This window comes from Intrasporangium flavum (assembly GCF_001956915.1).
Classification (GTDB): Bacteria; Actinomycetota; Actinomycetes; order Actinomycetales; family Dermatophilaceae; genus Monashia; species Monashia flava.
On the sequence record NZ_MLJO01000013.1, the window covers coordinates 38,393 to 52,811 of the forward strand.

General features: G+C 72.0%; 14 protein-coding genes. 8 read left to right on the forward strand and 6 right to left on the reverse strand.

Annotation, left to right across the window (positions count from 1 at the left end):
* The first annotated feature begins 214 nt into the window (after nt 1–214).
* From BIV28_RS10775 to BIV28_RS10790, 4 genes are all read left to right on the forward strand, one after another.
* Nucleotides 215–871 carry a response regulator transcription factor gene (locus BIV28_RS10775; RefSeq protein WP_242652952.1) on the forward strand — a complete coding sequence of 219 codons (657 nt, stop codon included), beginning with the start codon at nt 215–217 and terminating at the stop codon, nt 869–871.
* 12 nt (nt 872–883) lie between these two features.
* On the forward strand, nt 884–1,984 hold the full coding sequence (locus BIV28_RS10780; protein ID WP_207555922.1) for a sensor histidine kinase: 1,101 nt from the start codon (nt 884–886) through the stop codon (nt 1,982–1,984).
* A 553-nt stretch (nt 1,985–2,537) separates the two neighbouring features.
* Nucleotides 2,538–3,110, forward strand: coding sequence for a TetR/AcrR family transcriptional regulator (locus tag BIV28_RS10785; protein ID WP_076261744.1), 573 nt, complete (start codon nt 2,538–2,540; stop codon nt 3,108–3,110).
* A 29-nt stretch (nt 3,111–3,139) separates the two neighbouring features.
* On the forward strand, nt 3,140–5,311 hold the full coding sequence (locus BIV28_RS10790; protein ID WP_076261746.1) for an MMPL family transporter: 2,172 nt from the start codon (nt 3,140–3,142) through the stop codon (nt 5,309–5,311).
* A gap of 62 nt (nt 5,312–5,373) precedes the next feature.
* Here the strand turns inward: BIV28_RS10790 and BIV28_RS10795 are convergent, their stop codons facing one another.
* Nucleotides 5,374–5,697 (reverse strand): hypothetical protein, encoded by a 324-nt coding sequence (locus BIV28_RS10795; protein ID WP_076262165.1) that lies wholly within the window; start codon nt 5,695–5,697, stop codon nt 5,374–5,376.
* A gap of 229 nt (nt 5,698–5,926) precedes the next feature.
* Here BIV28_RS10795 and BIV28_RS10800 point away from each other — a divergent pair, with 229 nt between their 5' ends.
* The 4 genes from BIV28_RS10800 (at nt 5,927) to BIV28_RS10815 (ending at nt 9,048) form a co-directional block, all read left to right on the forward strand.
* Nucleotides 5,927–6,541: a hypothetical protein gene (locus BIV28_RS10800; protein WP_076261747.1), complete on the forward strand. Its 615-nt coding sequence runs from the start codon at nt 5,927–5,929 to the stop codon at nt 6,539–6,541.
* A 379-nt stretch (nt 6,542–6,920) separates the two neighbouring features.
* Nucleotides 6,921–7,193, forward strand: coding sequence for a hypothetical protein (locus BIV28_RS10805; RefSeq protein WP_076261749.1), 273 nt, complete (start codon nt 6,921–6,923; stop codon nt 7,191–7,193).
* A gap of 222 nt (nt 7,194–7,415) precedes the next feature.
* The gene (locus BIV28_RS10810; protein ID WP_076261750.1) at nt 7,416–8,036 is read left to right on the forward strand and encodes a DUF47 domain-containing protein; all 621 of its coding nucleotides are present in this window, start codon (nt 7,416–7,418) and stop codon (nt 8,034–8,036) included.
* A 7-nt stretch (nt 8,037–8,043) separates the two neighbouring features.
* Nucleotides 8,044–9,048 (forward strand): inorganic phosphate transporter, encoded by a 1,005-nt coding sequence (locus BIV28_RS10815; protein ID WP_076261752.1) that lies wholly within the window; start codon nt 8,044–8,046, stop codon nt 9,046–9,048.
* Nucleotides 9,049–9,170: 122 nt separating this feature from the next.
* Here BIV28_RS10815 and pstB read toward each other — a convergent pair whose 3' ends face one another.
* From pstB to BIV28_RS10840, 5 genes are all read right to left on the reverse strand, one after another.
* Nucleotides 9,171–9,947, reverse strand: coding sequence for a phosphate ABC transporter ATP-binding protein PstB (gene pstB / locus BIV28_RS10820; RefSeq protein ID WP_076261754.1), 777 nt, complete (start codon nt 9,945–9,947; stop codon nt 9,171–9,173).
* 20 nt (nt 9,948–9,967) lie between these two features.
* Nucleotides 9,968–10,936, reverse strand: coding sequence for a phosphate ABC transporter permease PstA (gene pstA, locus BIV28_RS10825; protein ID WP_076261755.1), 969 nt, complete (start codon nt 10,934–10,936; stop codon nt 9,968–9,970).
* Complete coding sequence (gene pstC / locus BIV28_RS10830) at nt 10,933–11,940, reverse strand: phosphate ABC transporter permease subunit PstC (protein WP_076261757.1); 1,008 nt, start codon at nt 11,938–11,940, stop codon at nt 10,933–10,935. Before pstC ends, pstA begins: the two co-directional genes overlap by 4 nt.
* Before the next feature lie 100 nt (nt 11,941–12,040).
* Nucleotides 12,041–13,165: a phosphate ABC transporter substrate-binding protein PstS gene (pstS, locus tag BIV28_RS10835; protein WP_076261758.1), complete on the reverse strand. Its 1,125-nt coding sequence runs from the start codon at nt 13,163–13,165 to the stop codon at nt 12,041–12,043.
* 283 nt (nt 13,166–13,448) lie between these two features.
* Nucleotides 13,449–14,399, reverse strand: coding sequence for an NUDIX hydrolase (locus tag BIV28_RS10840; RefSeq protein ID WP_076261760.1), 951 nt, complete (start codon nt 14,397–14,399; stop codon nt 13,449–13,451).
* Between the last annotated feature and the right edge of the window lie 20 nt (nt 14,400–14,419).

Consider the following 14,419-nt stretch of genomic DNA (forward strand, 5'->3'; position numbering starts at 1 on the left):
CCGAGGTCCGCATCACGACCCGGTCAGGTCGCGCAAACACCTCTGTCATGTTCCTGTCAGGATCCCGCACCCTTTCGTCCGGGACCGTCCGCATTCGGGCCGCCCGACGGGAGCGACATATCGGACATCGCCTCATCAGGAAGCTCACAGGTGCTGAACTGATCTGACTTGTCAGTACGGGGGACGTCAAGGGGGACCGAGGATGGCCACAGTCATGGTCGTCGACGACGAAGAACGCATTCGGGGACTGCTGGCGAGATCGCTCTCGTCGGAAGGGCACTCGGTCGTGACGGCGGCCACCGCCAACGCCGCGCTCGACCGCCTCCAGGGCGGGGGCGTCGACCTCGTGCTGCTCGACCTGGTCATGCCCGGACCGAGCGGCCTGTCGATGCTCAAGGTGATGAAGCAGCGCACCGACATGCCACCGGTCATCGTGCTGTCGGGGGTCACCGACGTCGGGGCGCGCGTCCAGGCGCTCGACAACGGGGCGGTCGACGTCGTGGCCAAGCCGTTCAGCCTCACCGAGCTGCTCGCCCGGGTGCGCCGCAACGTCGGCCAGGCACGCCCGGCCCGCGACGACCAGGTGCTCGAGGCCGGCGGGGTCCGCCTCGACCTCGGCCGCCGACGGGCCGGCTTCCACGACGTCGGGGTGACGCTGACCGAGCGCGAGTTCAGCCTCCTCGCCCACCTCATGCGTCGACGCGGCCAGGTGTGCCGCCGGGAGGAGCTGCTCCACGACGTGTGGGGGCTCGAGTTCGACCCGGGGAGCAACGTCGTCGAGGTGTGCGTCGGCCGGCTGCGGAGCAAGCTCGGCCAGGACCTGCCGCTGGAGACGGTGCGCGGCGTCGGCTACTGCTTCTACGAGGACTGAGGAGAGGCCGTGGTGGCGCGTCGGTCGTTCTGGGTCTGGGTCGTCGTCGGCATCGTCTGCTCGGCGATCATGTGGGCCGTCCCCGGCAGCGAGACCGTGCCGTACCACATCGCGTGGGCCACCTTCGCCCTCTGCTTCGGGCTCGAGGTGTGGAGCGCCGCGGCCACGTGGACCAGCCTCGCGATCTTCACGGTGGTGACCGGCTCGATCCTCGTCCTGCGGGTCGCGGAGGGCGTGCTCGACTGGCAGGAGGCCGCCGAGATCCCGCTCATGCTCCTGCTCATGGCGCTCATGGTCGTGCACGTGCGGCGCCGGCAGGGAGCGATCGCCGCACTCACCGCGCTGCACGAGCGCGAGAGCCGCGAGGCCCACTCGCGCGAGCTGCTGACACGTCGCACGTCGCACGAGATGCGCTCGCCGCTGACCATCACGCGCGGCTACATCGAGGTGCTCGAGGACCGGCACGTCGGCACCGAGTCGGCCATCGAGCTGGCCATCGTCAGCGACGAGCTCAAGCGGCTCACCCGGGTCTGCGAGCGGCTCGTGCGCAGCCTGCTCGCGCAGCAGGACCTCGAGCTCGAGGCCGTCGACCTCGACGACCTGCTCCTGCGCACGCGCAACGCGTGGGCCGCCGTCGCCGAGCGCGAGTGGCTCGTCACGGCGAGCGCCGGCACGTCGAGCTGCTCGCCCGAACGGCTGCGCGCCTGCCTCGACACGCTCGTCGAGAACGCGATCCGCTACACGCGCCCCGGCGACACGATCGAGCTCTTCGGCAGCCGCGGGCTCGACGGCTGGATCTCCGTCGGGGTGTCGGACTCCGGCCCGGGCTTCTCCGCGGGCACCCGCCGCGCGGTGCTGGCGGGTGCGCACACGCAGGCCGTCGGGGCCGTCGGGGCCGGCGGTGACGTGAACGGCTTCGCGGCTGAGGGGCCGGATTCACCTGTGGCACAGCTGGGCTCGCCGGACGCGTTCGGGGACGAGCTGTCGCAGACCGGGCTCGGTCTCGGCATGGTCGAGGAGGCGGCGTCCCGACGCGGGGGCCGGCTCGAGATCGGTGTCTCGCAGTGGGGCGGTGCGCGGGTCGGGTTCTCCTGGCCGGCGCGGACCGCCTGACGCCGCGCCCGTCGGCTCGGCCCGTCGGCTCGGCCCGTCGGCGCGTACGACGCGCCTCCGGGCGTGCGTAGTGCTTGCATGGGGGCACGCGCCGGGCACCCATCGTGCCGGCGGTCGTCGAACAGGGGCACGGAGGTCGGTCGTGGACGCAGCGTCGCAGGTCGGGAACGAGCAGTCGCCCGGCGCCGGGGGACCGGCGCCGCAGCCGGGGCAGGGGACCGCCCCCACGCCACCGGGGGTGACGATCACTCTCGGTGCGGGCGACGGCATCGGCTGGGCCGTCGCCGCCGGGCTCGCGCTCGCTGCCCTCTTCGTGCCGGGCGTCCTCCGGGCGCGCTCTTCGTCGTGGCGGGCCTGGTGGCGACGGCCACGGGGAGCCCGCGCTGGCTCGGCATCCTCCTCGTGACGGCGGGCGTGCCGATCCTGCTGCTCGTCCTCGTGACGCGTTCGTACTGGTTCGGCTGACGCCGCGCGCACCCTCGTCCCTGACCGATCGGTCGGTGGCTGACCGATCGGTTTGACGCTGACCGATCGGTCAGTGCACCATCGGACCGTGAGCAGGCCACCCCGTGACGCCCTCCGGCGCGAGATCGTCGACGTCGCCCAGCGGATGTTCGCCGGCATCGGCTTCCGCGGCACGTCGCTGCGGATGATCGCCGACGAGGCGGGCTGCTCGAAGGCCGCGCTGCTCTACCACTTCAAGACGAAGACGGCGATCCTCGAGGAGCTGCTCGACCCCCTCGTCGTCGACGTCGAGCACATCCGCGCGAGCGCGCCGGAGTCCCCGCCCACCGACGCCGTGGCCTTCGCCCTCGAGCACGCGGCCGCCCTCGTCGTGAAGCACCGCAGCGCCATCGCCATGCTCCGCGGCCTCGAGGACATGGCCGACGAGATCACCGTCGTCGGCCGTGGGCAGGAGTGGGTCGACGAGCTGACCGAGGTCGTCGTCGCCGACGAGGACACCCTCGACCGACGCGTCGCCGCCCACGCCTTCGTCGCCGGCCTGCTCGCCGCGTGCCTCTCCCTGCCCGACGTCGACGACGAGGCCCTGTCCGGGGCCCTGCTGCGGCTCGGGGCGCGGATGTTCGACCGCGACCCGGCGAGCCTCACCACCGTCCGTCTCTGACCCGACCGACCCACCCACTGGAGACCCGCATGGCCACCCTGCTCTACCGACTCGGGCGCCTCAGCTTCCGCCGACGCGGCATCGTCGCGACGCTGTTCGCCCTCGTGCTCGCCGCCGTCGTCGGCGGGTTCGTCGCCGCCGGAACGCCGCCCACCTCGAACATCACGATCCCGGGCACCGAGTCGCAGCGCGCGCTCGAGGCGCTGAGCACCGAGTTCCCGCAGGCGAGCGGCGCGGCCGGCACCGTCGTCGTCCGGGCGCCCGAGGGCCAGACGGTCATGACCCCCGCCGGCCAGGCCGCCGTCAACGCGGTCGTCGCCAAGGCCAACCAGCTGCCCGGCGTCCTCGGCGCGATGAGCCCGTTCGACACCAAGGCGATCAGTCCCGACGGCCGGTACGCCCTGGTCACCGTCCAGTACAAGCAGAGCGCCGACAAGCTGACCCCCGACCAGCGCACCGCCTACGAGCACCTCGGCCAGGGCGCCCCGGCCGGGTGGACCGTCGCCTCCGGCGGTGAGCCGCTGCTCGCCGAGCCGGAGGTGGGCTCGACCGAGGGGCTCGGCGTCGTCGTCGCGCTCGTCGTCCTGCTCATCACCTTCGGCTCGCTCGTCGCGGCCGGCATGACGATGCTCAACGCGCTCGTCGGCGTCGGCCTCGGCGTCGCCGGCCTCATGCTGCTCGGGCACGTCGTCGACCTCACGAGCACGACGCCGATCCTCGCGCTCATGCTGGGCCTCGCCGTCGGCATCGACTACTCGCTGTTCATCACCTCGCGCTACCGGGACGACATCGCGGTCGGCATGGACCGCGAGGAGGCCGCGGGCCACGCGGTGGGCACGGCCGGGTCGGCCGTCGTCTTCGCGGGCCTCACCGTCGTCATCGCCCTCGCCGGCCTTTCGGTCGTCGGCATCCCGTTCCTCACGGCGATGGGCCTGGCCGCGGCCGGGACCGTCGCGATCGCCGTCGTCGTCGCGGTGACGCTGCTGCCGGCCATCCTCGGCTTCGCCGGCGACCGCGTCCTGTCGCGGAGCCAGCGCAAGGCGCGCCGCGGCGGCGCGCCCGCCGCCGACCTCGAGGACGCCGCGACCAACCGTGGGTTCGCCTGGGGCCGAAGGGTGGTCAAGGCCCGTGGCCCGGTGCTGCTCATCGGCGTCGTGCTGCTCGGCGCCCTGGCGATCCCCGCCGCGAGCATGCGTCTGGCCCTGCCCGACGACGGCACCGCCCCGAGCGGCTCGAGCAAGCGCGTCGCCTACGACATGGTGTCCGAGGGCTTCGGCCCCGGCTTCAACGGCCGCCTCGTCATGGTCGTCCACGGCGACGACGCCGCCGGGGTCAAGGCCGCCGTGCACCAGGCCGCCGGCATCGCCCAGAAGACGCCCGACGTCCTCGCGGTCGCGCCCGGCCAGACCAGCGCCGACGGCCGCACCACGATCCTCGCCGTGATCCCGAAGTCCGGCCCGAGCGACGAGGCCACCTTCGACCTCGTCCGCGACCTGCGCTCCGGCGTGGCGCCCGTCGCCACGTCGACCGGGGCGGAGATCTCGCTGACCGGCGTCACGGCCATCGGCGTCGACGTGTCGGACAAGCTCTCGGCAGCCCTGCCCGTCTACCTGCTCGTCGTCGTCGGGCTCAGCTTCGTGCTGCTCGCCCTCGTGTTCCGCTCGGTCCTCGTGCCGCTCAAGGCGACCGTCGGCTTCCTCCTGTCGGTCGGGGCGACGTTCGGCGCCACGGTGGCCGTGTTCCAGTGGGGCTGGCTCAAGGACGCCATCGGCCTCGACACCCCCGGGCCCCTCGTCAGCTTCCTGCCGATCCTGCTCATCGGCATCCTCTTCGGCCTGGCCATGGACTACGAGGTGTTCCTCGTGTCGCGGATGCGCGAGGACTTCGTGCACGGCGAGTCGGCCCCCGAGGCGATCGTCTCCGGGGTCGGCCACGGTGCGCGAGTCGTCGTGGCGGCGGCGCTCATCATGATCAGCGTCTTCGCCGGCTTCGTCTTCGTCGACGACGCGATCATCAAGTCGATGGGCTTCGCGCTCGCGTTCGGCGTGCTCGTCGACGCGTTCGTCGTCCGCCTCGCGCTCGTGCCGGCCGTCATGTCGTTCTTCGGCGACCGGGCGTGGTGGCTGCCGCGCTGGCTCGACCGGCTCCTGCCGAACGTCGACATCGAGGGCGAGAGCCTGCGCCGGCGCACCGCCGCCTGAGGTCCCTGAGATCCCTGAGGAGCCACGGACGCCCGCGGGGGCAGCGGGCCGCGCGGACGCCGTCAGGCCGGGCGGTGCAGCACCGCGCCGGAGGGGGCCACGGTCAGCGTGCCCTCGCCGGTGCCGACGACCTCGCCGTCGACGATGAGCGAGCGGCCGGCGGGGTCGCGTGCCGGGAAGACGAGCGTCACGGCCGGCCGGTCGGCGACGATCCCGGTCGCCGTGCTCCCGACCCGGTCGACGACGAGCCCGCCGTCCTGCTCCGACCCGGGTCTGACGCGCACCGCGAGCACGTGCGGGCGCTCCGCGCCCTGCGCCACGAGGAACGCGTAGTCGTGGTCCTCGAGGGCTCGCGGCAGGTCCGCGAGCTCCACCCTGATGCTCATGGCCACCTCCGGGTCCGGCCGCACGCCGCGCGCGTCGTCCCTCGGATCCTCCCGCGTCGGGGCCCGGGTGACCAGAGCGAGGCCCACATGGGTAGGCACAGTGCAGGGCCTTCGGCGATGCCGGCTCGACCTATCGGCCCAGGCCCGGGTGGTTCTGACCGTGAGCCGCCCGGGCCGTCCCCGCTGGATCGTGCACCTCGCCGTCGGCCGGGAGGGCTAGCCTGCCGGGATGAGCGATGGCGAGCACCGCAGCAACCCCCGCCGTCCGGCGTTCTTCAGCCCGGCGGCGCTCGAGGCGCACGGCCCCGCCTACGACCCGACCGAGGAGATCCTCGTCGCGCACGAGACGGCCCGGGCCCTCGTCCGCGCGGGGCGCGCGGCCGCCGACCCCGATGTCACGGCCAAGCTCGTCGCGCTCGTCGACGAGATCGGGCTGTCCACCCTCGCCGAGCTGTGGTCGCAGCGCCCGGCCCGCAGCCTGCCCGGTGCCCTGTGGCGCCTCTACGTGCTCCGCGAGTGGGTCCGGCGGACCCCCGACGACGCCAGCCGCGAGTACGGCGCGGGCATCCGGTTCACCGGTCCGAACCACGCCGTCGCCGGCGCCGCCGAGCCACCGGGCCCGCAGGAGATGAGCCGGCTCGTCGACGAGGTGCTCCGGGGCGTCTTCGAGGGCGACCTTGCCGTGGCCCTGGAGCGGGCCGCCGCCTTCTGCCGCGTCGTCGCCGCCGGACGGGCCGACCTCGGCTCGGGCGACGAGAGCGCCGAGCAGGCGGCCAACGTCCTGTCGATGGGCGAGGACCTCGCCGCGTGCGCCCGCCTCTGGCGTGCCGACACCCTCGACTGAGCCTCCGGTCCCGCACGCGCCCCGCACGGGCTCCCGCAGCGGGCCCGCACGGGCCACGCCGCCCGGGTCCACGTTTCGACGCGGTTTCTTTGGACTTCGCCGCGGACGCGCCTATCCTTGAACCCGCGTCGGGCCGCGGTAGCCCCGGGTCCCAAAATCCGCCGCTACGAGCGGCCCAGTGCCGAGAGGCGCTCCCGGCCCGACGTCACCATCCACCGGAGTCCGGCCTGCTGTCGCCACGGTCCAGCCGCCACCCGCCCCGATTTCCGCGGCCCGTGGGTGGGGGGTGATGATGCTCCGTGTGGCTCCACCCGCATCCCTGTCATCTCGTCGTCCCCTTCCACGCCCGGCACCTGCCCGGCGGATCTACTCTGGGCGCATGACGCCCGAGGAGGAGCGGTCCTCAGACCTGCTCGATGTCGCCCTCCGGGACGAGATCGAGCTCGTCTCGGACCTCGTCGTGGCCGCCTCCGGCAGCCCGCGCCACTTCACCCCGGCCGAGGTCGACGAGCTTCTCGGGGTCGGTGAGGACGCCTGCCCCGATGCCTCGCCGGCGCCGGATCCCGCTGCGGCAGCAGGGGCTTCGCTCCCCGTCGTCCCCGACGCCCCGGGTGCCGTCGTCGGCGACGTCGCTGCCCACCGCGCCGACTGACGCGCCGACCGACGCCGACCGGCGCCGACCGCGGCTCCGCTGCGGCGCCGCTGCGGCTCCGCCCGTCCCGCGGGGTGGTCCCACGACCCCTACCCGCCGGTAGGGCCCGCTCCGCCGCCCGAACGGGAGGTGAACCCCGGGTGGAGCCTCGATTGCGTCGCATGTCGTCCTTGCCCGTAGCATCGTCCCCGGACCAGACCCCGACTCGACCGGAGCACGCCCGTGGGTTTTCGCCTCACACCCCAGGACACGAGCTTTTTCTCCCTCTTCACCTCCTCCGCACAACTCCTCGTCGAGGCGACCCGGGAGCTGACCCGCTTCCTCGAGGTCGAACCGGCGAAGCGCCAGGAGGTGGCCGACCGGCTCAAGGAGCTCGAGCACGCCGCGGACGACGCGACGCACGAGCTCATCAACAAGGTGAACAGCTCGTTCATCACGCCGTTCGACCGCGAGGACATCCACAACCTCGCCGCGTCGCTCGACGACTGCATGGACCTCATCGAGGAGACCGCCGACCTCATCGTGCTCTACCGCGTCGGTGAGATCCCCGAGGGTCTCGTCGACCAGTTCGAGATCCTCGCCCGGATGGCCGAGGTCACCGCCGAGGCGATGCCGCGCCTGCGCTCGCTGCAGGACCTCAAGAGCTACTGGATCGAGATCAACCGTCTCGAGAACCAGGCCGACTCGCTGCACCGCACCATGGTCGCGAACCTCTTCAACAACTCCGTCGACCCCGTCACGGTCATCAAGGTCAAGGCCATCGTCGACGGCTTCGAGAACGCGGCCGACGCGTTCGAGAAGGTCGCGCACGTGGTCGAAGGCATCGCGGTCAAGGAGTCCTGACCCTCCGATGGACACCACCGTCCCCCTGTTCGGCGTGGTCGCGGTCATCGCGCTCGCCATGGGCTTCAACTACACCAACGGCTTCCACGACGCGGCCAACGCCATCGCGACGTCGGTCTCGACGCGCGCGCTGACCCCGCGCGTCGCGCTCGTCATGGCCGCCGTCGCCAACCTCTTCGGTGCGTTCTTCGGCCAGAAGGTCGCCGCGACGATCGGCAGCGGCATCATCGCCCAGCCCACCGGCGTCGACGGGCTGTGGCTCGTGGCCGCCGCGCTCGTCGGCGCCACCGGCTGGAACCTGCTGACGTGGTGGTTCGGCCTGCCGTCGAGCTCCTCGCACGCCCTCATCGGCGGCCTGGGCGGCGCGGCGCTCGTCGCGGGCGTCGCCGTCCAGTGGTCGGTCATCTGGACCAAGGTCGTCATCCCGATGGTCCTGTCGCCGGTCATCGGCCTCGTCGTGGGCTACCTCGTCATGGCGGCGATCCTCTGGCTCTTCCGCCGGTCCAACCCCGGACGCGTCACCCGCGGGTTCCGCCTCGCGCAGACCGCCTCGGCCGCCGCGATGGCCTTCGGCCACGGCCTGCAGGACGCCGCCAAGACCGCCGGCGTCGTCGTGCTCGCCCTGACGATCGCGGGCTACCACACCGGACCCACGGTGCCCCTGTGGGTGCTCGTGCTGTCGGCGGTCGTCATCTCCCTCGGCACCTACGCCGGTGGCTGGCGCATCATGCGCACCCTCGGCCGTCGCATCATCGACCTCGGGCCCCCGCAGGGCTTCGCGGCCGAGACGACCGCCGCGTCCATCCTCTACGTGGCCGGCCTCGCCTTCGGCGCCCCGATCTCGACGACGCACACGATCACCTCGGCGATCATGGGCGTCGGGGCGACCAAGAGCGTGCGCGCCGTGCGCTGGAACGTCGCCGGCAACATCGTCGGCGCGTGGTTCCTCACCTTCCCGGGTGCCGCGCTCGTGGCCATCCTCTGCTGGTACGCCACTGCGATCTTCCGCTGACGCGCGGTCGCGCAGGCCGGTGAGACCCGGCCCCGCGCACGAGAAAGCGCCCACCCGACCTGACGGTCGGGTGGGCGCTTCGTCGTCCGGGCCGGTGCGGCCCCGGGCCCCGGGCCTCCGGCTCAGCCGAAGCGGCCGGAGATGTAGTCCTCGGTGGCCTGCTCGGTCGGGTTGTTGAAGATGCGGGTCGTGTCGTCGAGCTCGATGAGCCGGCCCGGCTCGCCCGTCGCCTTGAGGTTGAAGAACGCGGTGCGGTCCGAGACGCGGGCCGCCTGCTGCATGTTGTGCGTGACGATGACGATCGTGTACTCGCTCTTGAGGTCGTTGATGAGGTCCTCGATGGCGAGCGTGGAGATCGGGTCGAGCGCCGAGCACGGCTCGTCCATGAGCAGCACCTGGGGCTGCACGGCGATGGCCCGGGCGATGCAGAGGCGCTGCTGCTGGCCGCCGGACAGGCCCGCGCCGGGCTTGCCGAGGCGGTCCTTGACCTCGTTCCAGAGGTTGGCGCCCTTGAGCGAGCTCTCGACGATGCCGTCGAGCGTCTTCCTGTTCTTGACGCCGTTGAGGCGCAGGCCGGCCGCGACGTTGTCGTAGATCGACATCGTCGGGAACGGGTTGGGCCGCTGGAAGACCATGCCGACGGTGCGGCGCACCGCCACCGGGTCCATCGACGGGGCGTAGAGGTCCTGGTCGTCGAGCATGACCTTGCCCTCGACGCGTCCGCCGGGGATCACCTCGTGCATCCGGTTGAGGGTGCGCAGGAAGGTCGACTTGCCACAGCCCGAGGGGCCGATGAACGCCGTGACGGACCGGGGCTCGACCGTCATCGTGACGCCCTCGACGGCCTTGAAGCCGCCGTAGTAGACGTTGAGGTCGCTGACGTCGATTCGCTTTGCCATGTCAGGGGATTCGCTTTCTCTTACTTCTTGACCGAGCCGAAGTGCGCGATGAGCCGGCCGATGACGTTGAGCATCAGGACGAGGATGATCAGCGTCAGGGCCGTGCCCCACATCCGCTCGGCGGCGGCCGCGAGGGCGATGTCGCCACGGTCCTGGTTGATCATCATGGGCAGCGTCGGGAAGTTGCCGTTGAACAGGTCGCGCTGGAAGTTCTTGGTGTACGGGGCGAGGATCAGCAGCGGGGCCGTCTCGCCCATGACGCGGGCGACGCCGAGCAGCACGCCGGTGACGATGCCCGAGAAGGCGGTGCGGAGCACCACCCGCACGACGGTGACCCACTTGGGCACGCCGAGGGCGTACGACGCCTCGCGGAGCTCGTTCGGGACGAGCTTGAGCATCTCCTCGGTGGAGCGCACGACCACGGGGATCATGAGCAGCACGAGCGCGAGCGAGGCCGCGACGCCCGAGCGGTCGATCCCGAAGGTCGTGACCCACACGGCGTAGATGAACAGGGCCGCCACGATCGAGGGGATGCCCGAGAGGATGTCGACGGTGAAACTGATCGTGCGGGCGAACCAGCCACGGCCGTACTCGACGAGGTAGACGGCGGTGAGGATGCCGATCGGCACGGCGATGAGCGCCGTGAAGCCGACCATCTCGAGGGTGCCCTCGATGGCGTGGCGCGCGCCGCCGCCGACGTCGTCGGAGTTGATGTTGCGCTGGTTGCCGGTCCACCACACCGAGGTGGTGAGCATGTGCGCACCCTTGAGCACGACGGTGCCGAGGATCCACACGAGCGGCACCATGGCGAGCAGGAAGGCGCCCCACATGACGACGCGGGCCACCACGTCCTTGACGGCGCGGGCCCGGTGCGGGTTGCTCATCTCGCGCAGGGCCTCGCGGCCGCGCTTGCCCCCGGGCGGGGTGGCGTCGGTGGTGGTGCCGTCGGTGCTGTCGAGGGGGCCGCGGTTCTCGGTCACCGTGCTCATTCGCTGAAGGCCTTCCTGCGCTCGATGACGACGCGGGCGATGCTGTTGACGACGAAGGTCAGCACGAACAGCACGAGCCCGGCCGCGATGTAGGCGCCGGTCTTGCTCGGGTTGCTGAACTCGGCGGCGTTGTTGGCGATCTTCGAGGCGAACGTCTCGCCGCCGTTGAACAGCGAGAAGGTCCAGTCGGTGCCGTCGGCGAGCGCCGACACGAGGAAGGTCACCGCGATGGTCTCGCCGAGCGCGCGGCCCAGGGCCAGCATCGCGGCGGAGATGACGCCGGGGCGACCGAAGGGCAGCACCGCGGTGCGGATCATCTCCCACTGGGTCGCGCCGAGGGCGAGCGCGCCCTCCTTGTGCGTGACCGGCGTCTGGTCGAAGACCTCGCGCGAGAGCGCTGTGACGATGGGCAGGACCATGATCGACAGGACGATGCCGATGAAGAAGATCGTGCCGCCGGAGATGCCGGTCGGCGCGAGGAGGGGGAACCAGCCGAGGGTGGACTCGACCCACGTCTGCACGGGCTTCCACACCGGGAAGAACACGATGAGGCCCCAGAGGCCGTAGACGATCGAGGGCACCGCGGCCAGCAGGTCGACGAGCGTCGCCGCCGGCCGGCGCAGCCAGGCCGGGGAGTACTGGGTGAGGAACAGGGCCACGGCCACGCCGACGGGCACCGCGATGCACATCGCGATCGTCGAGGCGGCGACCGTGGTCCAGAGGAACTCGAGGATGCCGAAGGCGGGCTTGTCGCCGCCCGGCGCCCAGACGCGGCTCGTCAGGAAGCTCGCGTTGTTGTCGACGAGGGCCGGGACGGCCTCGACGACGAGGAACACCGCGATGAGGGTCACGATGGCGATGACGAGGAAACCGGACAGCGTCGCGGCGCCGCCGAAGAGGCGGTCGCCGATGCGTCCGGTGGAGGCGCGGTCGGCCTCGAGGGGGGCTCGTCCGTCGGGGCCTGGCATCTCGTCAGTGGCGGATGCACCCGTCACGCTCGACATGTGGGGCCTTCCTGCTCGGGGTCAATCGGGTGGTGCCTGGGTCCGGTACCGCCTCAGGGGCGGACGCCGGTTCGGCGTCCGCCCCTGAGCGGTCGGTCGGTCAGGAGATGGCGTCGACGGCCGTCTTGACCTTGGTCGCGACGTCGGTCGGCAGGGGCGCGTAGCCCTTGGTCTCGAGGTCCTTCTGGACCTCGTCGGAGGCGAACGTCTTGAGGAAGGCCTTGACCTTCTTGCCCGTCTCGGCGTCGGCGTACTTCGAGCAGACGACCTCGTAGGTGACGAGGACGATCGGGTAGGCCCCGGCCTCCTTCGTCGCGTAGTCGATCTTGAGCGCGAGGTTGTTGCCGGTGCCGGTCTGCTTCGCCGTGGCGATCGTCTTGCCGGCAGACTCGGCGGTCAGCTCGACGGGGCCGGAGCCGGTGTCGATCTGCGCCATCGGCAGCTGGTTCTGCTGGGCGTAGGACAGCTCGACGTAGGTGATGCCGCCGTCCTGGCCCTTCGTCGCGGTGGCGACACCGGCCGACTTCTCCTTGCCCTCGCCCTTGCCGGTCCACTTCTTGCCCGGGTCGTAGCTCCAGGCCTCGGGTGCGGCGGCCTTGAGGTACTTGGTGAAGTTCTCGGTCGTGCCCGACTCGTCGGAGCGGAAGTAGACCTTGATCGGCGTCGACGGGAGCGTGACGCCCTTGTTGAGCGCGGCGATGGCCGGGTCGTTCCACGCCGTGATCTTGCCGTCGAAGATCTTCGCGGCGACGTCGGCGTTGAGAACGAGCTTGTCGACGCCCTTGACGTTGTAGGCGATCGCGATGGGGCCGGTGACCATGGGCAGGTTCCAGGCCTCGGAGCCGCAGGCCTGCTTGGCCGCGTCGGACTCGATGACGCCGTCCTTCGGCTCGGTCTTGAGCGCCGAGTCGGAGCCGGCGAAGTCGACCTGCTTGGCGATGAACTGCTTGATGCCGGCACCCGAGCCCGTGGGCTGGTAGTCGATGTTGGCGTCGGCGCAGGCGCTCTGGTAGGCCTTGATCGCCTCGTCGATGGCGTTCTTCTGGGCCGAGGAGCCCTCTGCCTTGAGGTCGCCGCTGAAGCAGTCGCCGGCGGCGGTCGAGCCGCCCGCAGCGGTGGAGCCGGCGCCGGGAGCGGCACCGTTGTTCTCGGACGCGCAGGCCGAGAGCGCAAGGGCCCCGGACAGGGCGATGGCGCCGAGGGCGCTGGTACGCGAAACAGACACGAGTGTGTTCCCTCTCGATGGGACGGTCCTGGTGGCCGGGCGGGCGCTGCCGTCCGACGGTGAATGACGTTTCATCCACCGCGAAGGTAGGGCTGCAGGGTGTCCGTTCCCCCACGTCCGGTTAACTCCGGGTGAACGAGGAGCGACGTCTTGGGGTCGGCGCTCGGCTCGGGATGCGCGGGGGTGCGCACGCGCCGACGATGGAGGGTTCGGGCGGGCGCGCAGGCGCGAGCACGGGGGATGCGGCGCGGTCCGCAGGGGCGGCGGGTGCAGCCGGTCGGCCTCAGGTGTCGATGCGCTCGACGTCCACGACGCGCGCGTCCGCGCCGGCGCCGGCGACGTGGCACACGAGCACCTCGCCCTTGTGCATCGCCTTGGCGCCGGCCTCGGCGAGGTGCTCGCGCATGAGGTCGGCGTCGGGGCTCGTCGCGTCGACGGCCTCGGTGAGCCGCGCGATGAGGGTCGGCAGCACGGGGCCGTGGCTGCACAGCGCGGCCGGCCGGGCCTTGCGCAGCAGCTTGTCCAGCTGGCGGCAGGCCCCGGACGGGTCGGCCTCGAAGCCTTCCTCGGAGAGCGAGTCGCGGGTGCGCAGCCTGACGCCGGCCCGCGTCGCGTACGGCTCGACGGTCTCGACGCAGCGGGTGCTCGACGAGCTGACGACGCGGCGCACCCCGAAGGCTCCCAGCACCGCGGCGACGTCGACGGCCTGGGCGCGGCCGACGGCGTCGAGCGGGCGCTCGCGGTCGTCGGCGCTCCACCGGCTTCGGGGCCGGGCCTTGGTGTGGCGCACGAGAGCCAGCGGCCACGTCGCGAGCTGCTCGGCCCGGTCGAGGCGCACGAGGGCGAGCAGCTGGTCGCGGTCGCGGGCGTAGTCGAGCCGGCCGTGCGCCGTGCGCACGTCGACCCAGGCCACCTCGTCGATCTCGTGGAGCAGGCTCCCGTCGCCGCCGATCACCTCGGCTGCCCAGTAGTGCACCTGCTTGGTCGCGGGCCCGCCGGTGGCGTCGAGCACCGCGTACTCGGCCGGCGGCAGCGAGGGTCCGAGCCGCACCACGAGCCCGGTCTCCTCGAACGTCTCGCGCACGGCGGCCACGCACGGGTGCTCGCCCGGGTCGAGCTTGCCCTTGGCCCAGCTCCAGTCGTCGTACTTGGGCCGGTGCACGAGCGCGACCTCGACCCCCTCGTCGGTGCGGCGCCACGGCAGGGTGCCGGCGGCGGGGATCACGGAGGCCACCCGCGTCAGCCTGCCAGACG